The 22,638-nt window shown below is 52.9% G+C and carries 19 protein-coding genes; 15 read left to right on the top strand and 4 right to left on the bottom strand.

Features of this window, described 5'->3' with window-relative positions:
* Positions 1-16: 16 nt before the first annotated feature.
* The 12 genes from yedF (at position 17) to ACLM7Z_RS00880 (ending at position 15,072) form a co-directional block, all read left to right on the top strand.
* Entirely contained in the window at positions 17-622 is a 606-nt protein-coding gene (gene yedF / locus ACLM7Z_RS00935; protein ID WP_087021004.1) for a sulfurtransferase-like selenium metabolism protein YedF, read from the top strand.
* Complete coding sequence (gene yqeB, locus ACLM7Z_RS00930) at positions 619-1,431, top strand: selenium-dependent molybdenum cofactor biosynthesis protein YqeB (protein ID WP_087021001.1); 813 nt, start codon at positions 619-621, stop codon at positions 1,429-1,431. Before yedF ends, yqeB begins: the two co-directional genes overlap by 4 nt.
* Positions 1,428-2,444 (top strand): molybdopterin-binding protein, encoded by a 1,017-nt coding sequence (locus tag ACLM7Z_RS00925; RefSeq protein ID WP_087020998.1) that lies wholly within the window; start codon positions 1,428-1,430, stop codon positions 2,442-2,444. Before yqeB ends, ACLM7Z_RS00925 begins: the two co-directional genes overlap by 4 nt.
* Positions 2,441-3,385 carry a molybdenum cofactor synthesis domain-containing protein gene (locus ACLM7Z_RS00920; RefSeq protein ID WP_435645469.1) on the top strand — a complete coding sequence of 315 codons (945 nt, stop codon included), beginning with the start codon at positions 2,441-2,443 and terminating at the stop codon, positions 3,383-3,385. Before ACLM7Z_RS00925 ends, ACLM7Z_RS00920 begins: the two co-directional genes overlap by 4 nt.
* A complete protein-coding gene (locus ACLM7Z_RS00915) occupies positions 3,382-4,527 on the top strand; it encodes an aminotransferase class V-fold PLP-dependent enzyme (RefSeq protein ID WP_087020991.1) in 1,146 nt (381 codons plus the stop codon). The genes ACLM7Z_RS00920 and ACLM7Z_RS00915 overlap by 4 nt, the downstream gene beginning before the upstream one ends.
* On the top strand, positions 4,527-4,757 hold the full coding sequence (locus ACLM7Z_RS00910; protein WP_087020989.1) for a DUF3343 domain-containing protein: 231 nt from the start codon (positions 4,527-4,529) through the stop codon (positions 4,755-4,757). The genes ACLM7Z_RS00915 and ACLM7Z_RS00910 overlap by 1 nt, the downstream gene beginning before the upstream one ends.
* A gap of 14 nt (positions 4,758-4,771) precedes the next feature.
* Positions 4,772-5,827 carry an XdhC family protein gene (locus ACLM7Z_RS00905; RefSeq protein WP_435645468.1) on the top strand — a complete coding sequence of 352 codons (1,056 nt, stop codon included), beginning with the start codon at positions 4,772-4,774 and terminating at the stop codon, positions 5,825-5,827.
* Positions 5,749-9,315 (top strand): Ig-like domain-containing protein, encoded by a 3,567-nt coding sequence (locus tag ACLM7Z_RS00900; RefSeq protein ID WP_435645467.1) that lies wholly within the window; start codon positions 5,749-5,751, stop codon positions 9,313-9,315. The genes ACLM7Z_RS00905 and ACLM7Z_RS00900 overlap by 79 nt, the downstream gene beginning before the upstream one ends.
* A 2-nt stretch (positions 9,316-9,317) precedes the next feature.
* Positions 9,318-9,584: a hypothetical protein gene (locus ACLM7Z_RS00895; protein WP_435645466.1), complete on the top strand. Its 267-nt coding sequence runs from the start codon at positions 9,318-9,320 to the stop codon at positions 9,582-9,584.
* A gap of 68 nt (positions 9,585-9,652) precedes the next feature.
* Positions 9,653-10,543: a hypothetical protein gene (locus ACLM7Z_RS00890; RefSeq protein ID WP_435645465.1), complete on the top strand. Its 891-nt coding sequence runs from the start codon at positions 9,653-9,655 to the stop codon at positions 10,541-10,543.
* Positions 10,527-11,699 carry a radical SAM protein gene (locus tag ACLM7Z_RS00885; RefSeq protein WP_087020973.1) on the top strand — a complete coding sequence of 391 codons (1,173 nt, stop codon included), beginning with the start codon at positions 10,527-10,529 and terminating at the stop codon, positions 11,697-11,699. Before ACLM7Z_RS00890 ends, ACLM7Z_RS00885 begins: the two co-directional genes overlap by 17 nt.
* A 22-nt stretch (positions 11,700-11,721) precedes the next feature.
* Entirely contained in the window at positions 11,722-15,072 is a 3,351-nt protein-coding gene (locus tag ACLM7Z_RS00880) for a glycoside hydrolase family 2 TIM barrel-domain containing protein (RefSeq protein WP_435645464.1), read from the top strand.
* Here the strand turns inward: ACLM7Z_RS00880 and ACLM7Z_RS00875 are convergent.
* Both ACLM7Z_RS00875 and ACLM7Z_RS00870 read right to left on the bottom strand, forming a co-directional pair.
* Positions 15,017-15,607, bottom strand: a complete 591-nt coding sequence (locus ACLM7Z_RS00875; protein ID WP_435645463.1) for an IS630 family transposase — start codon at positions 15,605-15,607, stop codon at positions 15,017-15,019. The two genes, ACLM7Z_RS00880 and ACLM7Z_RS00875, sit on opposite strands and share 56 nt — an antisense overlap.
* Positions 15,510-15,944: a helix-turn-helix domain-containing protein gene (locus ACLM7Z_RS00870; RefSeq protein ID WP_087018087.1), complete on the bottom strand. Its 435-nt coding sequence runs from the start codon at positions 15,942-15,944 to the stop codon at positions 15,510-15,512. The genes ACLM7Z_RS00875 and ACLM7Z_RS00870 overlap by 98 nt, the downstream gene beginning before the upstream one ends.
* A gap of 56 nt (positions 15,945-16,000) precedes the next feature.
* Between ACLM7Z_RS00870 and ACLM7Z_RS00865 the strand changes: the two genes are divergently transcribed.
* The 3 genes from ACLM7Z_RS00865 to ACLM7Z_RS00855 all read left to right on the top strand — a co-directional run bounded on the left by ACLM7Z_RS00865 (position 16,001) and on the right by ACLM7Z_RS00855 (position 20,350).
* Positions 16,001-17,392, top strand: coding sequence for a hypothetical protein (locus ACLM7Z_RS00865; RefSeq protein ID WP_435645462.1), 1,392 nt, complete (start codon positions 16,001-16,003; stop codon positions 17,390-17,392).
* A 166-nt stretch (positions 17,393-17,558) separates the two neighbouring features.
* Entirely contained in the window at positions 17,559-19,406 is a 1,848-nt protein-coding gene (locus ACLM7Z_RS00860; RefSeq protein ID WP_435645461.1) for a transglutaminase domain-containing protein, read from the top strand.
* Positions 19,407-19,768: 362 nt separating this feature from the next.
* Positions 19,769-20,350 (top strand): nucleotidyltransferase family protein, encoded by a 582-nt coding sequence (locus ACLM7Z_RS00855; RefSeq protein WP_165761140.1) that lies wholly within the window; start codon positions 19,769-19,771, stop codon positions 20,348-20,350.
* Here ACLM7Z_RS00855 and yqeC read toward each other — a convergent pair.
* Positions 20,326-21,060 (bottom strand): selenium cofactor biosynthesis protein YqeC, encoded by a 735-nt coding sequence (yqeC, locus tag ACLM7Z_RS00850; RefSeq protein WP_087020961.1) that lies wholly within the window; start codon positions 21,058-21,060, stop codon positions 20,326-20,328. The genes ACLM7Z_RS00855 and yqeC overlap by 25 nt on opposite strands.
* Entirely contained in the window at positions 21,045-22,073 is a 1,029-nt protein-coding gene (locus ACLM7Z_RS00845) for a lactonase family protein (protein WP_165761139.1), read from the bottom strand. Before ACLM7Z_RS00845 ends, yqeC begins: the two co-directional genes overlap by 16 nt.
* Between the last annotated feature and the right edge of the window lie 565 nt (positions 22,074-22,638).

The following is a 22,638-nucleotide window of genomic DNA, read 5'->3' as shown; positions in this document are numbered from 1 at the left end:
AAAGGAGACATACAGGATGACGACAGTAGATGCAAAGGGCATGGCGTGCCCGCTTCCGGTTGTGGAGGCAAAAAAGGCGATGGCGCAGGCGGCGGAGGGCGAGATCATCCGCGTGCTGGTTGACAACGAAATTGCCGTACAGAATCTGACTAAGATGGCACAGCAGAAGCACTGTGCTGTGACAGACGGCGCGACAGAGGACGGAGCTTATTTTGTCGAGATCACGATGGGCGCACAGACGGAAATTCGTGCGGACGAACCGACGTCCTGCCAGCCCGCACCATCCGGCAAAACCGTTGTCGTGTTGTCCTCTGATACGATAGGCAGCGGAAATGACGAGCTGGGTCATGCGCTCATGAAGGGCTTTGTATTTGCGCTGACACAGATGGATACCGTCCCGGACACCGTGCTGTTATATAACGGCGGCGCGAAGCTGTCCAGCGAGGTGCCGGAGACCATTGCTGACCTCAAAAAGCTGGAAGAGGCGGGCTGTGAGGTGCTGACCTGCGGCACTTGCCTGAATTTTTACGGACTGACTGAAAAACTGGCAGTCGGCAGCGTCACCAATATGTACGTGATCTGTGAAACCATGAGCCAGGCGGGCAAGGTGATCCGCCCGTGAGCCGATTGGTCGTTGTGCGCGGCGCAGGTGATCTTGCCAGCGGCGTGCTGGCACATCTGTACCGCTGCGGCATTGCCGTGCTTGCACTGGAATGCCGCCAGCCTGCGGCAATCCGGCGATTGGCCGCGTTCTGCGAGGCGGTCTATGACGGCTCGCAGACGGTGGAGGGTATCACCTGCCGCCGCATCGACACGCCTGCACAGGCATGGGAAGTGATTGCACGCGGTGAGATTCCGCTGCTCATCGATGAGCAGGCGGACTGCCTTGCGGAGCTGGAGCCTGCGGCGCTGGTCGACGCGATTATTGCAAAGCGCAATTGCGGCACGCGAGCAGATATGGCGCCTGTTGTCGTGGCACTCGGCCCTGGATTCACCGCGCCGGATGACTGTCATGCCGTGATTGAGACCATGCGCGGGCACAATCTCGGCCGCCCGATTTATGATGGGCAGGCGCTGCCGAATACCGGTGTTCCCGGCCTTATCAAGGGCTTTGGCGCACAACGCGTCATGCATTCGCCCGCGGCGGGAATCATGCGCGGTGTACACCGCATCGGTGACGAGGTGGAACAGGGCGAGGTGCTCGGCTATGTGGGAGAAACACCGGTATATGCAAGCCTGACCGGTGTGCTGCGCGGCATCCTGCGCGATGGCTTTGATGTGCCGAAGGGCATGAAGCTCGCGGATATTGACCCGCGCGGCGAGCAGAAAAACAACTGCGTCACGATTTCAGATAAAGCGCGGTGTATCGCGGGCGGTGTAATGGAAGCGCTGCTCGTACTCGGCAGACAGAAGGGAGTGCAGTTTTTTTGAAGCTGATTGAAACGGAAAAAGCGGTCGGCATGGTGCTCTGCCATGATCTGACGGAAATTATCCCGGGCGTGCGCAAGGGTGCGGCGTTCAAAAAGGGGCATATTGTCACGGAGGAGGACATCCCGCATCTGCTCGACATGGGCAAGCGCCACCTGTATGTCTGGGATTTGGGCGACGGTTATGTGCATGAAAATGACGCGGCGGCGCGCATGGCGCGCGCGGTATGCGGTGCCAACATCAGCGGCGGCGCACCCAGTGAGGGGAAAATCAATTTAAAGGCGGACTGCGATGGCATTTTGAAAATCGACCGCGCGGCGGTTTATGATCTGTGCCGTGACCCGGAGATCTGTCTTGCCACCATCCGCCCCGACCGACTGATCCGCAAGGGCAAGCAGGTCGCAGGTACGCGCGTCATCCCGCTCGCGGTCAAAGAGGAAACCGTACAGCGGTTTGAGGAAATCTGTGCCGCACACGCACCTGTGATGGAAATCGTGCCGTTGAAGCCGGCGAAAATCGGCATCGTTACTACCGGCTCGGAAATCCAGTCGGGGCGCATCAAGGACAGCTTTGGCGATGTGCTGCGCGCAAAGGCGGCAGAATGCGGCGCCGAGGTCATCGGGCAGGTGTTCCCCGGCGATGAGGAAGAGGCGATTGCACAGGCAATTATCGATTTTATCGCACAGGGCGCGACACTGGTCGAAGTGACAGGCGGCATGTCGGTCGACCCGGATGACCGCACGCCTGCGGCAATCCGCCGGGTGGCGGAGCCGGTCAGCTATGGTGCACCGGTGCTGCCGGGCGCGATGTTTATGCTCGCCTATGCGGGTGAGGTGCCGGTTGTCGGCCTGCCCGGCTGTGTCATGTTTGCGCGCCGCACGATTTTTGACCTGATTGTGCCGCGCCTGCTGGCGGGCGAGCGCATCACACGCGAAGATATCGTTGCACAGGCAGTTGGCGGCCTGTGTGAAGGCTGCGAAACCTGCACATATCCGGCGTGCGGTTTCGGCGGATGAACAAAGAATCGTTGGAGGACAATGCGTTGGCAGTGATTACTTCGGTCTGCCGCAGTGAGCGGCGCGGTACGGTAAAACAGAATATCGAAAGCGGTGTGCTGGTGGAAAACTTCGGTCTGGAGGGTGACGCACACGGCGGAAATTGGCACAGACAGGTCAGCCTGCTCAGCCAGGACAGCATCGACGCGTTCAATGCGCGCGGTGCGGGTGTGATTCCGGGCGCATTTGGCGAAAATTTGGCGGTGTCCGGGCTGGATTTGAAGACGCTGCCAGTCGGCTGTCAGCTGCGCATCGGCGGCAGTGCCCTGCTGGAACTCACACAGATCGGCAAGACCTGCCATTCCTCCTGTGAGATTGCACAGCGCATGGGTGAGTGCATCATGCCGAAGGAGGGCGTATTTGCGCGCGTGCTGCGCGGCGGCAGTGTCGCGGTCGGGGACACCGTTCAGGTCATCTGGCGTGCGGCAGTGCTGACGATCAGCGACAAGGGCGCAGCAGGTCTGCGCGAGGACAAAAGCGGGCCGGCTGTATGCGCGCTGGCAGAGAACCATGGATATCATATTGTGCATACACAGATCATTCCTGACGATTTTGACACCATTGCACAGACGCTTCGCATGCTGTGCGATGAGGACAGGGCAGATCTGATTCTGACCACGGGCGGCACAGGTTTTGCGCCGCGCGATGTCACGCCGGAGGCGACTGAATCTGTGCTTACACGCTGGACACCCGGCATCGCAGAGGCGATGCGGGCCGGCTCGCTGGCCATCACGCCGCGCGCCATGCTCAGCCGGGCAACTGCCGGGATCCGTGCCCGCGCGCTGATTGTCAATCTGCCGGGCAGCCCGAAGGGCGCGGCGGAAAATCTCGGTTTTGTCATCGATACACTCGGTCATGGAATCGCGCTGCTCAAGTCGGCGGAAGGAGAGTGTGCGCGGTGATTTATCTCGACAGCGCGGCAACCAGTCTGCACAAGCCGCCGCAGGTGGCACAGGCGGTGGCGGATGCGATTTTGCATCTCGGCAACGCCGGGCGCGGTGCCCATGAGGCGACGCTGTCCGCCGGACGCGTGATCTATGAAGCGCGCGAAAAGCTGGCTGAGCTGTTTGGTGTGAATGACCCAACGCGGGTCTGTATGATGTTCAATACAACGGATGCGCTGAATACCGCCATCGGCGGACTGATCCGTCCGGGCGACCATGTGGTGACGACAGAGGCGGAGCACAATTCTGTTCTGCGACCGCTGTATCGTGCAGAGCAGTGCGGCGCGCAGCTGACCATTGTTCCGATGGATCGAACGACCGGACGGGTGGAGGAACGGGATATCATCGCCGCCATCCGACCGGATACGCGCGCCGTTGTGTGCGCACATGCGTCCAATGTGACGGGCAATGTCATGGACATTGAAACAATCGGTTTGTATTGCCGCGCGCACGGCATTTTATTTGTTGTGGACGCCGCACAGAGTGCGGGTGCCTTCGACATCGACATGCAGCGCATGGGTATTTCGGCACTGTGCATGCCGGGACACAAGGGACTTCTCGGCCCACAGGGTACGGGTGTGCTGTGCGTGGCAGACGGTGTGCGCATTGCTCCGCTGCGCGTCGGCGGGAGCGGGGTGCACAGCTTTTCCCATGAGCATCCGTCGGATTATCCGACTGCACTCGAGGCGGGCACACTGAACACGCCCGGCATTGCCGGACTGTCGGCGGCGCTGGATTTTGTCATGAAAACCGGCCCATCTGCCATTCATATGCGGGAAATTGCGCTGGCGCGTGCGTTTTATGACGCAATACGCAGATTGGATGGCGTAATGGTATACGGCGACTGGACGACGGACAACCGTGCGGCGATTGTCACACTGGGGCTTTCCGGTTGGGATGCAGGCGAGGTGAGCGATGTGCTGATGCAGGACTACGGTATCTGCACGCGTGCGGGCGCACACTGTGCGCCGCTGGTGCACCGGGCGTTCGGCACGGAACACGGTGGGCTGGTGAGGTTCAGCTTCAGCTATTTTAACACGGAAGACGAGGTGCGCGCCGCAGTCGATGCGGTGACGGAACTTACACAGGAGGACAGCTGATGCGACAGAAACCACCACGGCTTATTCTCACGTTTGAAACGACAACCATGGCACTCAAAATGGAAAAGATCTGTCATGCAGCAGGAGCACCGGGACGGCTGATTCCCGTGCCGCGTGAAATTACGGCGGGGTGCGGGCTGTCCTGGCTTGCCGCACCGGAGGAGAAAGAGATTCTGATCGCTGTGATGCAGGACGGCGGGGTTGTTCCGCAGGATATTCACATAGTATAAGGAGGATATAAGGCATGGACATGCGGGAGCTTGCACAGAAACTCATGGATGGCGGCAGTCTGTATGTGCGCACGGCGCTCACAGGCGCGCATATGGGAGAAATGGCGGTCGCAGAAACAGAAGGGGAGTTCCCGGACTGGGCACGTGGGCCGCAGCCGGAGCGGTTTCCGTCGATTGCCTCCGGGGTATTTTGTGAGCGCATTTCCAGCCGCAGAGAGCTGGTCATCTGTGGAGGCGGGCATATTTCCAAACCGGTCTGTGCGCTTGGACATATGCTCGGCTATGCTGTGACGGTTATTGATGACCGCCCCGAATTTGCGGCGCAGGAGCGGTTTCCGGAGGCGGAGCGTGTGCTGTGTCAGCCGTTTGCACAGGCGCTTGCCCATCTCCCTGCGGATGCGAGCTATGTCATCGTCACGCGTGGACACAAGGATGATGCAGCCTGTCTGGCACGTATTTTGCAGGTGCCGTTTGCTTATTGCGGCATGATCGGCAGTAAGACAAAGGTTGCTTCTGCTATGCAGCGCATGCGCGCGTTGGGCTATACCCAACAGCAATTGGATACCGTACACAGTCCGATTGGGCTGAAAATCGGCGCACATACACCGGAGGAAATCGCGGTCAGCATTGCAGCGGAGTTGATTGAAGTGAACTCCATGCGTGAAGTGAGTTTGCTTTCCGCTGACATCATGCAGCAGCTGCTGTACCATCCGGGGCGCATGGTGATGGTGACGATTGTCCGGCGCGAAGGCTCTGCGCCGCGCGGCGCAGGTGCACGCATGTTGGTCGCGGAGGATGGAAACTGTTACGGTACCATTGGCGGCGGCTCTGTCGAGCACGCCGCGCAGCAACGCGCGCGCGACCTGTTCGGCGGCGTGCCGGAGTTGCAGGAATATGAGCTGGGCGGCGGCGAGGCATCGCACCTCGGCATGGTGTGCGGCGGGAACGTGACGATGTTGTTTACCCCGATTGAAGCATATCCTACACGATCATGTACAATGGGAAGTATCTGTCCTGGAGCGGCAATCGTTCGGCGGACGCAAAACTCACCAATACGGAAACAATTTTGACGCTGACCGATGGTACATACAATAACGAAGAGATTGTGACGATTGGACTGTACAACAGCACGGCCACAAACAAATACCTGAACTACTACGATGCCAATGGCCTTGGCGGCTGGACACAAGATGGCACCGGAGATGATGGCAGCGCATTCAAACTCGCACAGGCGGATGAGGGCGGAGAACTCTCCGATGTGACAGTGGATGATCTCGTCAGTGGAAACCAGTACTACATCGTCAGCTTACGAGGAGATAATACGAAATACAGCAATAAAAAATATCTGAGCCTGTCCAATACCACTAGCTACGAGGGCAAGGGCTTCTATTTTACGGATACCGCTGATGGTAAGCCCGACCGTACCTATGTCCCGTCATTCAGCAAGTGGGATTCAAAAAGGGATAATAATATTCACACGCAAAACTACTACATCTACTCCGGCCTGGCCGCCAGCAAGCTCAGCGAGAGCAGCAACGTTCCGTTCAGCGATGAGGTGAACGCTGCGAACCTGTTTGCCACGGATGGGAGCAACACTGACTATACCAGCGTTTACACCAACGTTCAGGTTCCCTTCGTCTATGACCCGGAGACCGGCTATTATACCCTGAGCAGTGATGACAATGCCGTGTATTTTGCAAACGGCACGGGTGCTTCCGACAGCACCATGCTGATTGCGGATAAGCCCGCCGCCTACCGTAACAGCACTATTGGATCCTATGATGTGACTGGCTTCCAGCCCTTTAGCAGCCTTTCCAGTAACACAAAAACCGAACGAGCGGTCAAAAGCGCTAGGAAGGTGAATGCGGACAATGCAAATACCAGCGCCTATACTTGCGACCCGACCTATGGCTTCGGCTTGGTCACGGATGTCACCTTCCAGATGACCGACACCGGCAAGGATGCCAAAGGCAATGACATCGTCTTTGAGTTCTCCGGCGACGATGATGTTTGGGTTTATATTGATGGAGTGCTGGCGCTGGACATTGGCGGCACGCATGACGCCATCAACGGCAAAATCAACTTCGCCACCGGCGATGTTACCCTGTCCTCTTCCTACGGTAAAGTTGGCGACAAGGCGGCCGATAAAGATATGTCCGAATATGCAAATTTGAATGAAACCCTGAGTCAGACCAACCTGTATGAAGCCCTCGGCACTACTCTCACTGGTTTTGCAGCCCAGGGCAACCACAACCTGACCATCTACTATATGGATCGTGGCCAGGGCCGTACCAACTGCCTGATCAAGTTCAACCTGCCCCAGCGGGACAGCCTTTCCGTTACAAAGAATATTACCCAGTCCAAGACGCCGAGCGGCGCTACTTCTCCTCTGACCGAAGCGGAGCAGGCCAATATCAACGGCGTTGACTTTGGCTTCACTCTGTATCGGGACGACAATCCTGTTCCCAACAAGACCTACTATCTCACCTACACGGAAGACGGGGTGGAGAAGCAGACCACTGCTTCCACCGACGCAAACGGCCATTTCACGCTGAAAAACGGCCAGACCGCGAAATTCCTTGGCGAAATTTCTTCTGAAACAAAAGGCACACAGCTGTATGTTGTAGAAGATACTCTGGACACGAACGCCTATACCACGCCGGAATACAGCTATACCACCAATATTTCCGGCGGTGTAACTGCTGAGGACGCGAGTGAATTCACCAGCATGAAGCTGACTGCAGTTGGCTCCGATACCGCGGCGGACACCATTGCCATTACCTGCACCAACTATCTGAACGCAACTCTGCCCAATCCCAGCATTCAGCCTGCGGATGATATGATTGTTGTGGACTATGGTCTGCCGATCTCTATCAGCACGGAGAAGCTGCTCTCCAACGATACCCGCCGCGGTGATTCTTTCGAGATCACCAAAGTAGAGGGTGGCAGCTATGGCACGGCTGTGTTGAATAAAGACGGAACGATTACATACACCTTGGAAAAGAGGCTGGATGGAATCGAAGAACTGATCTATACTGCCGTGGCACACAGCACTAACGAAGAAGTTGAGGACTCTGAGCCTGCGACAGGCAAAATCAAGATCATCCCCGCCACCTCCGTCTACTACGAGGAGCACTTCGGCTCTGAGGGCAACGAGCTGGTGACAACCAAGACCAAAAACGCAACATTCACCACGGAAGGCATCAGCCTGACCGGCTATCAGGAAACCGGTTATGTGGGCGATCCGAACGATAGCACCTACGGCGCGGATGCCGTGTACATGGACAACCTGGGTGACAGCTACGGCACCAGCCTGAAGGCAGATACCACCAACGGCGCGGCCCAGTATTCCTACACCTTCACCGGCACCGGTACCACCATCTATGGCCGTGTGTCTAATGTGACCGGATATATCCGGGTGACGGTGACGAACAGCGCAGGCGAAGAAGTTGACAAGCAGTATATCGACACGATTAACTATGTGACTGTTCCTGACGGTGGGACCGAACAGATTCTCGATACCACCCTGTATAATATCCCCATTTACCAGAACACTGGGCTGGAAAGTGGCTATGACACCTACAAGGTGACCATCTATGTTTACAAGTCCGGCACCCTGCATGATGTCAACAACGAGTTCTATCTGGACGGTATCCGGGTTTTCCAGCCCATGGGCGATGATCCTGCCGATGGCTACGGCTACGAGACAGCCAACAGCGCTTATGCCGCTGACGGTGAGCAGAACGTTGCCGTGGTCAATATCCGGGATAAGATTGCTGCCGATACGGAGGGGGAGTATGCGAATGACATTTTCACTCTGACCGATGTGAATGGTGTCATCGTGGATGTGGCTGATTACACCGATATCGGCCCCAATCAGGAGCTGTATCTGAAAGAAAGCTACAGCGGCAGCTTCGCTCTGGTGAACTGGGATTCCAAGAACTACAAACTCTACCTGGGCATGAAGGCACCCAATGGAAAGTCTGCTCAGGTTACCATCGGAGGCAAAGACTTTGAGATCAACAACAGTGCCGACTGCTACTATGACATCAGCGACTGTGTGGAGTCGGAGACGCTGGACGATGGCACTGTGGTGGGCTATGTGAAGATTGAAGGAGTCAGCGGTTTGACCGCACTCACCAATATCAAGGTCACTGGTATGGATGAGTTTAACCTGGCCTACAGTGAGAATCTTAATAAAGAGAATGAAGATATTGAGACTGGCAACGAAGAAGAGGCGCAGACGCTCTACCTGGTCAGCAGAACCTATGCGGAGAGCATGACAGCGGAAGAGGAGACTCCGATCTTTACGCCTGCCAGCATTACGGTTAGTTGCTCCTACGCAAGCAAATCCAAGAGAGCGACGGTTAACGTCGTGACCTCCAAAGATGTCAACTATGTGACCATCGATGGCGTCAAGGTCACCGGCAAGAATGTTTCCGGTAAGCTCCGCTTCACACTGTCTTATAAAAAGGTGGAAGCTGGTACGACGTGGGATATCGTAGCCTACAATGCAGACGGTGTTGCCAGCGAGCATTACACCGCTACGGCGCAGTAAGAATGGAAGTGATTAATATGAAGGCGAATTATGAAAAGCCGACGATTGAGTTCGAAGAGTATGCGCTGGATACAGCAATCGCCACCGGCTGTGGAACGATTGTAGATCTTGGGCCGGAAGATCATGAGTACAACGGCAAGTATTACACAGCGTGCAGTTATTTTGGTGAAGAAACGTTTGATGCGGAATCTCCCGCAAATATGAACTTCTTTTTTGAGAGCTGCTCCTGCTATCTGAGCGCGGGCGGCAGCACGGTATTTACATCCTGATGATTTGAGAGAGGGGGGCTGGATGCACCAAAAGCAGCCAGCCCCTCTTTTCCGAGGAAAGAAAAACGATGCAAATGAAGGAAATTCTGTACCTTTCTGTGGGAGATGTTCGGATTGGACTGCGCTCGGATGTTCCGCTTGGATTTCTGGACGGAACCGCAGCTTTCCGATGCGAAGCCTGTCTGCCCGATGTTTGGATTGATGTCATCGCCGCAGAGGTACTTCCTGCGACGCCGAACAACCCTTGCGGGGATGACGGGATCTTCCAATATTACCAGGACGGCAGTCTCTGTTATAAAAAAGCAAAAGCAGGACAGGATGGTGCGGTATCTTTGACTGTTTATGCTCCGGATTTTTCCCGGATAGAGCTGTATTTGAATGAAGGCGCATTTCCTGATGTTGTCCAAACAGCGGATAAGGTGCTACAGCTTCTTCCCATGCGGCAGATGCTGGCTCATTTTCAGGCGATGCTGCTTCATTCGAGCAGGATTGCCGTTTGCGACAAAGCGATTCTGTTTACCGCTCCCAGCGGGACAGGAAAAACAACTCAGGCCAAGCTCTGGAACCGCTTTGAGAAGGCGGAGATTGTGAGCAACGACCGTACCATCCTGCGCAAGCAGGGAAATGATTTCAGCTCCTATGGTTATCCGGTGGATGGAAGCAGCCCAATTTATAGCAGGAAATGGCTTCCACTTGGGGCAATCGTTGTTCTCTGCCAGGGAGCGGAAAATCATATCCGGCGTCTTCCGGTTCGTCAGGCATTAAAATGCCTGACGGAACAGACCGCGATGGATTTCCGGGATACGGAGGAACGAATGACCATTCAGCAGCTCTGGCTCGATCTGCTGGCGGTTTATCCGGTCTATCAGCTTATCTGCACGCCGGATCAGGACGCGGTAACTTGTCTCAGAAAGCAATTGGAGAAAGATGAGGTGATAGCGGTTGTCAGCGATTCGTGACAAGCTATTCGGGCTGTCCGCAAAGAAAAGAGTACCAATTACCGGTGCCTTTGAGCTGACCCCGATCTGTAATTTTCAATGTAAAATGTGTTATGTGCGCAAATCTGCCAGAGAGGTTTGTGAACTGGGCGGGCTTCAGCCGTTGGAATTTTGGCTGAAGGTAGCTGAACAGGCACGGGATGCTGGAATGCTCTCCCCTTTGCTGACAGGCGGCGAGACATTTTTGTATCCCCGGATCCGGGAATTATATCAGGCGATGTACCAGATGGGCATGGAGATCAGCATCAATTCCAACGGCAGTTGCATTACTGAGGAAACTGTGGCATGGCTTCGGGAGATGCCGCCTTCTCGAATCAATATTACGCTCTACGGAGGCAGCAATGAGACCTATGAACGTCTCTGTGGGGATCCCAATGGGCTGGACAAGGTTCGCCGGGGTGTAGATCTGCTGGTGCAGAATGGCATCCGGTTCAAGTTCAATTGCTCCTTGATGCCAGAGAATGCGGGGGATTTGAAGAAAATACTGGATTTTGCCAGTAGTTATGGGCTGGGGCTTCGAGTAGCAACTTATATGTTCCCACCTGCCCGCAGGATCGGGCATGGAGCGGAGTTTGCGTCGCGGTTGACTCCAAAAGAATGCGCCTATTACCAAGTGCTTTCTGATTGGTATCAGCTTCCGCCGGAGCAGTTTCGCAGGCTGGCAGCCAATGCCGCAAACTATCAGGAGTTGACACCGGAACTGCTCGCTGAAGCTGCGAAAAAGCCCGAGCAGAAGATGCACTGCCTATCCGGACGGTGCAGCTATTGGGTTGACTGGCAGGGAAACCTGAGCGGCTGCGGCATGATGGATTATCCGAAGATCAGCTTAAAAGATACATCCTTTGCGGATGCTTGGCAGCAGATCGTCGACTGGACTAATAACGCCAGATACAGTTCCTATTGTGGAAACTGTGTCAATCAACATCTGTGTTATGTCTGTGCGGCAATGGTCTATAATGAGACTGGTGGATTTTCAGAAAGGCCGGTTTATCTGTGCGAGAAGGCCAGATATGCCGCAGAATATTACAAACAATTTATGGATATGCTGCCAGATGGGGGACTGGCAATGTCCACAGAACCGACAACTGCACAGCCGATAGGCTGTGTGCTTGAATAAAACAATAGAAAAGAGGCAGGACATGAAAAAAACCCCTTTAAAGAGACTGCTTGCGGCGACCCTGTCTGCCACAATGCTTCTCTCGAGCAATTGCTTGACGGCTTTTGCTGTGGACGACACAGGTACAGTGGCTGGTGCGGAACAGACAGTGATTGTCTCCTTCGGTACGACCAGCCGGGAAAGCAGCTTTAATGATGGCTGGAAGTTCTATTTGGGTACATCTTCTACCGCACAGAATGTCAACTTTGACGACTCAAGTTGGAAGTCTGTCACCCTTCCGCATGATTTCAGCATCAGCCAGAGCTATACCACCAGCGGTGAAGCGGAAAGTGGTTTTCTGCCCGGTGGTACAGGCTGGTATCGGAAGAGCTTTACTCTGCCGGAAAGCTGCGCCGGTCAGACCCTGATGCTTAATTTTGACGGTGTCTATTCGGATGCTTATATCTATGTCAATGGCACTCTGATGGGAGAAAACCATTATGGTTATACCTCATTTGCCTTTGATATCAGCGACTTTGTCACCTGTGACGGACAGACGGAAAATGTCATCGCTGTCAAGGCGGTCAGCAATATTCGGTCCAGCCGCTGGTATTCCGGCAGCGGTATTTACCGTGATGTGACACTGATCGCCACCGATCCGGTGCACGTGGAGCGATATGGCACCAAGGTCACAACTCCGGATATCGAAAACGGAACCGGTACAGTCAGCACGGAAGTTACCGTGAAAAACGACAGCGATGAAGGTAAAACAGTCACGATACGCAATACTGTCTATGCCTCTGATGGCACAACAGCCTCGAATTCTGATGAAACGAGCGTGACCGTGAACGCAGGAGAAACCGCAACAGCGACGAGTGAGCCTATCGTCAACGATCCGAAGCTGTGGACGACCGACGCACCGAATCTGTATTATGTACGCACAGAACTCTTGGTCGATGGTTCTGTGGTCGATACGTATGATACGGACTTCGGCTTCCGATATTTCAGCTTTGACAGTACCGGATTTCACTTGAATGGAAAGAATGTGAAGCTCAACGGCGTGTGCATGCATCATGACCAGGGTGCATTAGGCTCTGCGGCAGCATATGACGCCATGTACCGTCAGCTTGCCAAGATGAAGGACATGGGTGTCAATGCCATCCGCACCAGCCACAATCCGGCAGATGAGGATTTCATTGATATTTGCAATGAGCTCGGCCTGCTGGTCATGGAGGAAGCGTTCGACGGCTGGAGTATTTCTAAAAATGGAAACAGCAATGACTTCGGCAAGTATTTCAACACCAACCTGAGCAGTTCAAACGCCATTCTTGGCGGTGACAGTTCGATGACCTGGGCAGAGTACGCGGTCAAGTCGATGGTCAGCCGTGACCGCAATGACCCGTCGATTATCCTGTGGTCGATTGGCAACGAGATTCAGGAAGGCGCTTCTGCGGATTCCTCTTATCCGACAGTTGCACAGAACCTGATTGACTGGATTCAGGAAGAGGATACAACACGCCCGACCACCATCGGTGACAATACCCGCGGCGGCAACAGCACTCTAGTTAGTGTTATTCAAACCATTATAAATGAGGACGGCATTGCTGGCTTTAACTACGCCAATTCCGCCAGCACTCTTTCCAACTTGGCAAAGAACTACGGTGGAAACACCGGCTGTATTATTGCTTCGGAGACTTCGTCTGCGGTCAATAGCCGCGGCATTTATACTTCGCAGTCGAATGCCAGTAACGCGGACGGCAAATATCATCTGACCTCTTATGATACCTCCGCAGTTAGCTGGGGTATCACGGCTCATGATTCCATCTATAATACCTATCAGAATGACTGTGTCGCGGGTGAGTTCGTCTGGACAGGCTGGGATTATATTGGTGAGCCGACCCCATGGAATGGAACCGGCAGCGGCTCGGTTTCAGGTTCAGGTGCCATTCCAAACAGCAGCTATTTTGGTATTGTCGATACCGCCGGTTTTGAAAAGGACACCTATTACCTGTACCGTAGCCAATGGAAGCAGGATGACACAACCCTGCATCTGGTGACGGCATGGGATAGTGACAATATGTTGACCAGCAGCAACAAGACCCCGGTTGTTATTTATTCCAATGCACCGAAGGTTGAGCTGTACCGCAACGGTACGCTGATTGGTACGGCCACGCGCACGGTCAACACGACCTCTGCGGGGCACAAGTATTATACCTATACAACCACCAGCAACAACTCCAGTGTTTGTACAGCTGTAAGCGGCTCGAATTCTACCAGTTTGTATGCGACATTCAATGTTGCATATGAAGTAGGTACAATTTCCGCGAAGGCATATGACGAAAACGGGAACGAGATCACCGCGACCAGCGGCAATGCTTCGGTTTCCACGCCGGATACGGTCAGCAAGCTGAAGGTACAGACCAACAAGACTGAGATTCAGGCGGACGGTAGCAGCCTCGCATATATTTCTGTCGATGTCACGGATGCCAATGACAATCTGGATACGACGGCAACCAATACCATCAATTTCTCCTTGACTGGCAACGGTGAAATTGTTGGCGTGGACAATGGCGATCAGGCGACCACAGACAAGTATCAGCAGTCTTCTGTTCTGACCTCCGCCACTTCTGCTCAGATTGCCGCCTACGCCGGTAAAGCTCTGGTCATCGTGCGTTCGACAACGGATGCGGGCAGCTTCACTGTGAACGTGACATCCGATGGATTGACTGGCGACAGCGTGACTGTGACGACCAATCCGGTCAGCGAGGGAACCGCACAGGACGGACTTGTCAGTTATACCATGGTGCGCAATTACACGGTATCTGAAGGCACAAAGCCGGAGCTTCGGACGGCAGCGACCGGAACCATGGCGAATGGAACTACGGTAACCGGTACGATTGCTTGGGAAGACATTCCGGAAACAACATATACCACAGCCGGAGACTATACAATTCAGGGCACACTTGTATTTGAAGGCATGGACCCCATCCATGTCACGGCAAAGCTTCATGTGATTGCCGATGTCATTGCGATGCGCAATATTTCCACGGCCACAATGGTCAATGCAATCCCGACGCTGCCGGATAAGGTCAGCGGCGTACTGGCAGACGGCACGCTCAGCGGTGAGTTTGCTGTGACCTGGGATACTATGACAGCTGACGAGTTTGCAAATGTCGGCGATATCATTACAGTTAACGGTACTGCAACCGTGATTGGCGACACAACGCTCCCGGTTACAGCGTCGGTACGTGTTGCGGAAGCGGTAAACACAGAGAGCACCAATGTTGCATCTTCGGCGTCTTTGTCAGAGGATTGTGCTTCTATAGCAATCCAACGAATTACTGCACATAGCCACATGAACGAAACCAACCAAAGCAATCGGATTGGCGAATAGTAGAAAATGCCCGCTTAATTGCCTCAGGAAGTTGTGCTGCAATACGTATCTTCTGCTTTCTGAGATTGGCCTTGAGTTTTGACCACATCTTCTCAATTGGATTCAGATCGGGACTGTATGGCGGCAGATACAGATACCGGACGCCGGCCCTATCCAATAGCTCTTTTACAATCTTTGCATGATGAGAACGCATATTATCCATTACAATGATATCTGTTTCAGACAGCGTTGGCAGAAGAGTAGAGCTCAGATATTCCGCAAAACGTTCTGCTGTCGTTCCACCTTGATAGATTGTATATGCAGTCTCTCCGGTAATGCGGACAGAAGACAAAATAGTAGTATTGGCCGGCGTATTGACAGGAGTGCTGTCAATTGCTCGTCTTTCTTTCCGGGCACGGGCATAATGCCTTGTCATATTTGTGTTGACTCCGCTTTCATCAAGAAATACCAGGCTGTTTGCGGCGTTCTCCGGTATAAGCTGCTCCCAATTTTTCCGTTTTTGCTGTACATCGGGGACGCTCCTGTTCCGAAGCATGCAGAGACTTCTTTTTATAGACATATCCAAGCTTCAAAATTGTTTTACGTACCGTTTCATCACTTACATGGAGTTGGAGTGTATCAATAATCTCATTAATTGTAATATCCGGCTGTTGCTGGATCAAACAGTCAATATTCTGAATATCTTTCCGGCTCAGAGAAGGTTTGCGTCCACGCAGGGAAGTCCTCGTTTCAACAGAACCGGTCTCTCTCATCCGCTTTACCAAACGGTAGACTGTGCTTGTATTTACACCAAAACATTCTGCTACTTCTTTTGCATTATGCGTTCTATTCCATGCTTCAATCAACAATTTTCTGGCTTCGTTGTGCAACATAATAATCACCTCTTGATTTAATCATAATACCTTTGTCAAGAGAGTGCACTATTTATTTGGATTGCTATACATCGGACAATCTCAGCTCGATTATAGACGGTGTGACAAACAATTCGTCTGATACGAACGCGCGTTGGACCAATTACAATAACCGGAATACCTCTGATACAGCGTCCATCACCTTTACGTGGGCAACTGCCCAGTTAATCAGCAGCGTCAATCTGTATTATTTCACCGATAACTATTCTGCTTTGCTTCCGAGTGAAGTGACGTTTGCCTATTCTCTGAACGGAACCGATTTCACGGAAATCGGTTATGAGGATGTTACACCGACCGCAGGCTTTACGAAGACGGAATATGTGTTTAATCGGGTCATCAATCCGGTTGCACTGCGTGTGACATTTACAGAAAAGTCCGGGCATTGCGTCGGCCTGACGGAAGCAGAGGTCATGACCTATGCGGGCAAGCTGGAATATAACAGCTCGGCGGCGCTGTCCGGCATTTCTGTAGATGGAACGGCGGTTGATTTCATCGCGGATACGCTGTCGTATGAAGCAGCAGGCTCTCAGGTTACGGCATCCAGCGATGTCAATGCAGGTATTACCATTCTGCCTGCGCAGGATCATATTGTCCGCATCCTGACGGTTTCCGAGGACGGAAACGATGTCAAAACATATGAAGTGACGTTGACCGACAAGGAAGTCTGCGACCATGCAAATACTGAGGTGCAGAATGCGAAGGATGCAACCTGCACGGAGGACGGTTATACGGGCGATACGTATTGCACAGACTGTGACAAAAAGATCAGCAGCGGCGAGACAATCCCTGCCACTGGCCACAAAACTGAAGTGCGGAATGCGAAAGAAGCAACCTGCACGGAGGAAGGCTACACAGGCGATACAGTCTGCACGGTATGCGGCGAGACAGTTAAGGCCGGCAGTACGATTGCCGCAAAGGGTCATAGCTGGGATGAAGGCGTGGTAACCAAGGAAGCGACTGAAACAGAAGAGGGCATCAAGACCTACACCTGCACCAGTTGCGGTGAAACTAAGACTGGGGCGATCCCTAAACTGGAAGAAGTCAAGGTTCTTAAGGTTCCCGGTGTGACCCTCTCCGCTTCGCAGAATAACGGAAAGATCCGGCTGACCGGAGCCGTAGCAGATTATGAGAATCGGGATGATTATTACACGATTACCGGTCAGGGCTTTGTTTATATGACTAAAACGGCATTGGGCACAAAATCCCTGAATGTCAATACAGCTGGACGAACGAAAGTCAGTATCAAGAGCATGGGAAGTGCAGGAACGTACAGCTACAGCATGACACCTAAGAGTAGCTCTACGACGTATGTGTTCCGTGCGTACTTGACTTATACGAACAGCAGTGGAAAGACTGTCTATGTTTACTCTGCTCCGATTTATACAAGTTATACGGGCTTAGCAAAATAAAGAGCGTCGGCGGAAAAATATTGCCGCTTCCCTGTCGGAATTTGATTTATTTTCCTGACAGGGAAGCAGGCAACTGTAAAGATATGTCCGAATAGTTGAGAGGAAGAGGGAAAAAGTGCGCCAAATAAAGAAAAGGATACTATCACTTCTGACAGCAATTCTGATGTTGTCTGCTATTGTACCAATTGAAGCACTGGCCGCATCGGGAAATGGGCATTATTTTGTACCGTTAGGTACAGTGACTGAAACTGGGAATCAAAATGATGGAACAGCCGCTTTTGAAACGGATGCTGCCGTCTATATCAATCCCGCTTATATCGATGTCATTGACAAGGACGATATTCCGGTTCCGGATGACGTTGAAAACCCGGAAAGTTTCGGAAGATCCGGAATCAGTACATTTGCAGAGGATGAAGAAAGTGTCGTATATGTCGATACTGTGGAAGATGCGGGAGCCGTTCTGCGTGCGGGTATGGTCGCGCGTGAGGAGACAATCACGGTTTATTATTATGGTGATATATACAGCTCCGATTATTTTAAGGATTTGTGTATCAATCGTATTATCCCGGCAGCGCTTGCGGAGACAGGAAACGCCAATGAAGGAGATTATCTCCGTTACAACTATGGCGGAACCGGCTACAAAGCATCTATTGCAGCGGACGGTGAGGGAAAATATCGTTACTATACGATTGTCTTTACGCCGACCTATTTTACGACCGCAGAGCAGGAGACTGCGGTGACGAAAACGGTGGATGCGCTTTTGGAAGAAACTCTCACCTTTGAGGAGAGCGCCTCTGATTATGAGAAGACGTATTTGGTGTATGACTATATTTGCAGTCATGTCACCTATGATAACGAACATCTGGATGACAGCACCTACACGCTGAAATATTCGACCTATGCGGCTCTGCTTAACGGAACAGCTGTCTGTCAGGGATATGCTTCCTTGTTTTACAGGCTATTGAGAGAGCTTGATATGAGTGTCCGTATCGCGACCGGTTATGGCGGTGCAGCATCGGAGGACACGGCAAATTATTACGAAAACCATGCGTGGAATATCGCGCAAATCGACAGCAAGTGGTATTACGCGGATTCTACCTGGGACGCTGAGTTCAGCGACGAAGTGGCCGCAGGTACGTATTCCTATCAATATTTTCTGAAGGGAACGTTAGACTTTGACAGTCTGGAAGCTCCGTATTCTACTACAGGTATCCATTATCTAATTATGGATGAGGATTTTACAAATGCATACGGTATAGAGGAGACAAGATATATCGATGCAGGCGGAGCGGAATGTTCACATGAATATGTTGCAGCCGTCACGGAACCGACCTGCACAGAGAGCGGATATACTACGTACACCTGTTCCCTGTGCGGAGATAGCTATATCAGTGATGAAACGGAGGCTCTGGGACACGCTGTTGTGACGGATGCTGCTGTGACTGCAACCTGTGAGAAAACCGGTCTGACGGAGGGAACACATTGCGCAGTCTGTGGCGAGACACTCAAAGCACAGGAAATTGTTCCTGCCATTGGTCACAGTTGGGACGGCGGTGTTGTGACGAAGGAAGCTACTGCGGACGAAGAGGGGATCAGAACCTATACCTGTACAGTCTGCGGAGCTACAAAAACAGAGACAATCGCCGTCAAGATCCTGTCAGCACCGTTGGTGACACTCGGCGTTTCCCAAAACAATGGGAAAATCCGCCTGACTGGAACTGCAGCAGATTATGAGAATCGGGATGACTATTACACGATTACTGGTCAGGGATTTGTCTACATGACAAAAACCGCGTTGGGAACAAAATCCCTAAATGTCAATACAGCTGGACGGACGAAAGTCAGCATCAGGAGTATCGGCAGCGCAGGAACATACAGCTACAGTATGACACCTAAGAGCAGTTCCACGATCTATGTATTCCGCGCATTCCTAACTTATCAGAACAGCACCGGAAAAACGGTTTATGTCTATTCCAATCCTGCTTATACGTGCTACAGCGGAATCAATCTATAGAAATTGATTTATTCGGGCTTTTGCATATAGATAGATTGGATAAGCTCACGCCAGAAGAAACAAAAGAGAATTTTCTGGAATACTTGAAAGAAGCCAAGGTGCTACAATACAGTTAACAGAAAATTCAAAATCGTCCGAAAAAGGATGATATACAGCTCAATTACCGTCGCAGCCTGCCTGATATGGCAGATTGTGGCGGTGATTTTTTCTTTCTGTGTGAGGTGTTTTAGCCGAACACCGTTGAAACCGCCCCATACCTACGATATAATGATACCGGTATGATGCTTGTTATATCCAGATGCATTATCGAAAGATTTAGACAAAGTAAACAAAGAGTATTTTTCACAGGCGGGAGGCATTTCATGAACACAGCAGCGGTCATTCTGGCGGCGGGCTTCAGCCGCCGCATGCAGCATGCGGATAAGCTCAAACTGAATATTGCGGGCGTGCCGATGTATCAGCATGTGATTTCTCTCGCGTGTACCTGCGGGCTGTTTTCCACCGTCATTGTTGTGACCAATCAGCCGGATATCGCGGCATTTGCTGCACAAAACGGTGCACAGGCTGTGGAAAATCTACGCGCGGCGCATGGCATGGGTACCTCCGTCGCGGCGGGCACGCGCGCCTTGCCGGAGAATACAGATTTCTGTGCTTTCCTCACCGCGGATCAGCCATTTCTGACTGCGGATCTTCTGCGTAATCTGGTAGAAACGGCATGTGGGCAAAATAAAATCGCCGTCCCACGGGTGGACGGCGCGCCAAAATCCCCGTGCATTTTCCCGGCACGGTATTTTGGACAGTGCAAAGCCCTCTCCGCCGACAAGGGCGGAAAGGGCATATATCAGCAGCATTTGGATGATGTTGTATGGGTGGACTTCCCGGATGGGCATGCATGGCGCGATATCGATACACAGACCGATTACAGCGCGGTGATCTCCGGCTGAGTGCCGAGGAAACAGGTTGCCGCACAGCGGATCCCGTGAATGGCGAGACCGGCTGAAATTTCTCTTGCTGCATCCCGCAGCGCATCCGTATCACACTGGTTCAAACAGACGGTAAAGTGGTGCGGATAGCCTGCCGCCTGGCGGCATTCAAGCGCAAGACGCACGAAATCATCTGTGTCGAGCGGCTTGTCCGGCAGGGCAGCAAACAGCGGGTCGAGCTGCCAGCGGTGGCAGATGTCCTGTGCCGGTTTGCCGAGTGCAGACAGACCGAGCACGCCGATGACCGAATCTGTGCCGAACCACACCACCGGTTCGGTTGCGTTGTGGCACTTGACCGGCAGGCGTTTGGCACCGTCCGCTTCATACAAAAACACATCGGCGGCCTGCATGGCGGCATCCACGTTCATCGGCGCAATACCGGTGATTTTTTTTTGCCCGCAGGGCGTGCCAATGACAGCAATCTGCCCGGGCAGGCAGATGGATGCAGGATTCTCTACCTGCTCCGTGTGAAAAAAGTGAAGAACATCGGTGTCCTCCGGCTGGAGGATGTGTGTGCTCGTCGTGACGAGCACGCGCTGATTGCCCCGCCGCGCTTCCTCCGCCAGCGCATACAGCAGCGTTGTCTTGCCGCCTGCGCCGCAGATTGCAACGGATTGCACATCTGTCAGGTACAGTGCACCAGAAAGCCGCATGGTCAGACCTCTACCCATTGCGCGCAGGTCGCCTGCGGGACCGTCACCTCGCAGACCGGCGCGACATAGAGGCCGGAACGTCGGTCGACCGGACACACGGCGATGGTATTGGTATATTGCCCTGTGATGACAATGTGTGTGCCGCCCGGCTGGAACGAAAAATGCCGTGGGCCGGAGGTAAACACCGGCAGATAAAACGGCTCCGACAGGAGACCGTCATCCCGCACATGGTACAGTGCCATATAATCGATGCCGCGGCTGGACGCATACAGGTAGTGTTCGTCAGCCGACAGATGGATGTCTGCGGACAGTGTGTCATCCGGGCGCACTGCGGGTACACAGTCGGTAATTTGCAGTTCGGTCAGCACGCCAGTCTCCGGGTCGCGGGCATAGACCAGAATCTGTGCGGACAGCTCAGTGATGACATAGACACGCGTGCCTGCCTTGTTATAGGTCAGATGGCGCGGGCCGGAGCCTGCCGGGGCAATCAGTTCTGTCTGCGCCGGATTCGGCAGCAGTTTGCCGTCATTTTCAATGCAGTAGCTGTAAATGCGGTCACTGCCCAGGTCACAGACGAGCAGGAATCGGTTGTCCGGTGACGGGAATGCCGAATGGATGTGCGGCCTGTCCTGCCGCGGATGCGGGCCGCCGCCGGTGTACAGAATGCGTTCCACCTCTCCGGTCGGAATGCCGTCTGCATGCAGCGGACAGCGCAGCAGCTCGCCCGCAAAATAATTGCAGGCATACAGCGTGCGGCCTACGACCGACACATGGCAGGTCGAGCCGCCGGGCGAGTCGATGCGGTGCAGCGGCGTCAGGCTGTGCCCGTCAAAGGCAAAGGTACGGACACAGCAGCCGGTCTCGGCGCGTCCGCTCGTATACAGCAGGCCGTTGTGATACAGCACATAGGTTGGACTGTAAGCATCTGCCGTGCAGAGCTGGGTGAGTTTGCCGTCCGGAGAAGCTGCAAAGCAGCGTACCCCGTCTTTTCCATCCGGGTCGGTATAAGAACCGGTAAAAATATATTGCATGTTGCATCCCTCCATGTCGGAATCGATTACCCTTATTGTAACAAAGTGCGCGAAAGAATGCAAACGGGAGGGAACAATCCGTTGTGCAATGATCCCAAAAGGTTCGACAAATAGGGCGTATCTGAACAGTCGAAAATTTTGACTATTTCTATAAGTGCGGACAGCTTCTTTGTTAAAAACACTGGAAATGCGAAAGGATTCCAGCGTGCTTTTGCCTTGAACCAGTCTCACCTTTGCGAAAGATTTGTCATTTTCTTGGTTTTCAGATAGCGCCCGGTTCAAATACAAATTGTTCAGGCAACCAAAAGGCCCTGTTATCTGTAAAAAGCAGACGGCTGTCCGTGCAGGACAGCCGAATTTTTGTGTCAGAATATAGAAGGATATACCTCATTAGTATACCATATTTATAGTTATATGAAAAGAAAAAATGTGTGAATTGTAATAATTGCCGATTCTTTCGTCGTTTTCAGTAGAATTTGAGATGTTTTTAATATTGACTTTTGTTTGTCGGTTGGATAACATAAAAGCTAAGGTTTTTTAATCCAATCGTACCAATTAGAAATGA

Source organism: Butyricicoccus porcorum (assembly GCF_051246315.1).
Classification (GTDB): Bacteria; Bacillota; Clostridia; order Oscillospirales; family Butyricicoccaceae; genus Butyricicoccus_A; species Butyricicoccus_A porcorum.
The sequence above is the reverse complement of the archived record's forward strand: the minus strand, read 5'-3'. Positions and strand labels throughout refer to the sequence as shown.

What these genes read in the sequence shown, in the direction of transcription:
- yedF (WP_087021004.1), top strand. Translation starts at nt 17, where the DNA reads ATGACGACAGTAGATGCAAAGGGCATGGCGTGCCCGCTTCCGGTTGTG.
- ACLM7Z_RS00870 (WP_087018087.1), bottom strand. Translation starts at nt 15,944, where the DNA reads ATGTTGCACAACGAAGCCAGAAAATTGTTGATTGAAGCATGGAATAGA.
- ACLM7Z_RS00875 (WP_435645463.1), bottom strand. Translation starts at nt 15,607, where the DNA reads ATGCTTCGGAACAGGAGCGTCCCCGATGTACAGCAAAAACGGAAAAAT.
- yqeC (WP_087020961.1), bottom strand. Translation starts at nt 21,060, where the DNA reads ATGGGTAGAGGTCTGACCATGCGGCTTTCTGGTGCACTGTACCTGACA.
- ACLM7Z_RS00890 (WP_435645465.1), top strand. Translation starts at nt 9,653, where the DNA reads ATGCAAATGAAGGAAATTCTGTACCTTTCTGTGGGAGATGTTCGGATT.
- ACLM7Z_RS00845 (WP_165761139.1), bottom strand. Translation starts at nt 22,073, where the DNA reads ATGCAATATATTTTTACCGGTTCTTATACCGACCCGGATGGAAAAGAC.
- ACLM7Z_RS00895 (WP_435645466.1), top strand. Translation starts at nt 9,318, where the DNA reads ATGGAAGTGATTAATATGAAGGCGAATTATGAAAAGCCGACGATTGAG.
- ACLM7Z_RS00900 (WP_435645467.1), top strand. Translation starts at nt 5,749, where the DNA reads ATGTACAATGGGAAGTATCTGTCCTGGAGCGGCAATCGTTCGGCGGAC.
- ACLM7Z_RS00910 (WP_087020989.1), top strand. Translation starts at nt 4,527, where the DNA reads ATGCGACAGAAACCACCACGGCTTATTCTCACGTTTGAAACGACAACC.
- ACLM7Z_RS00905 (WP_435645468.1), top strand. Translation starts at nt 4,772, where the DNA reads ATGGACATGCGGGAGCTTGCACAGAAACTCATGGATGGCGGCAGTCTG.
- ACLM7Z_RS00880 (WP_435645464.1), top strand. Translation starts at nt 11,722, where the DNA reads ATGAAAAAAACCCCTTTAAAGAGACTGCTTGCGGCGACCCTGTCTGCC.
- ACLM7Z_RS00920 (WP_435645469.1), top strand. Translation starts at nt 2,441, where the DNA reads ATGAACAAAGAATCGTTGGAGGACAATGCGTTGGCAGTGATTACTTCG.
- ACLM7Z_RS00855 (WP_165761140.1), top strand. Translation starts at nt 19,769, where the DNA reads ATGAACACAGCAGCGGTCATTCTGGCGGCGGGCTTCAGCCGCCGCATG.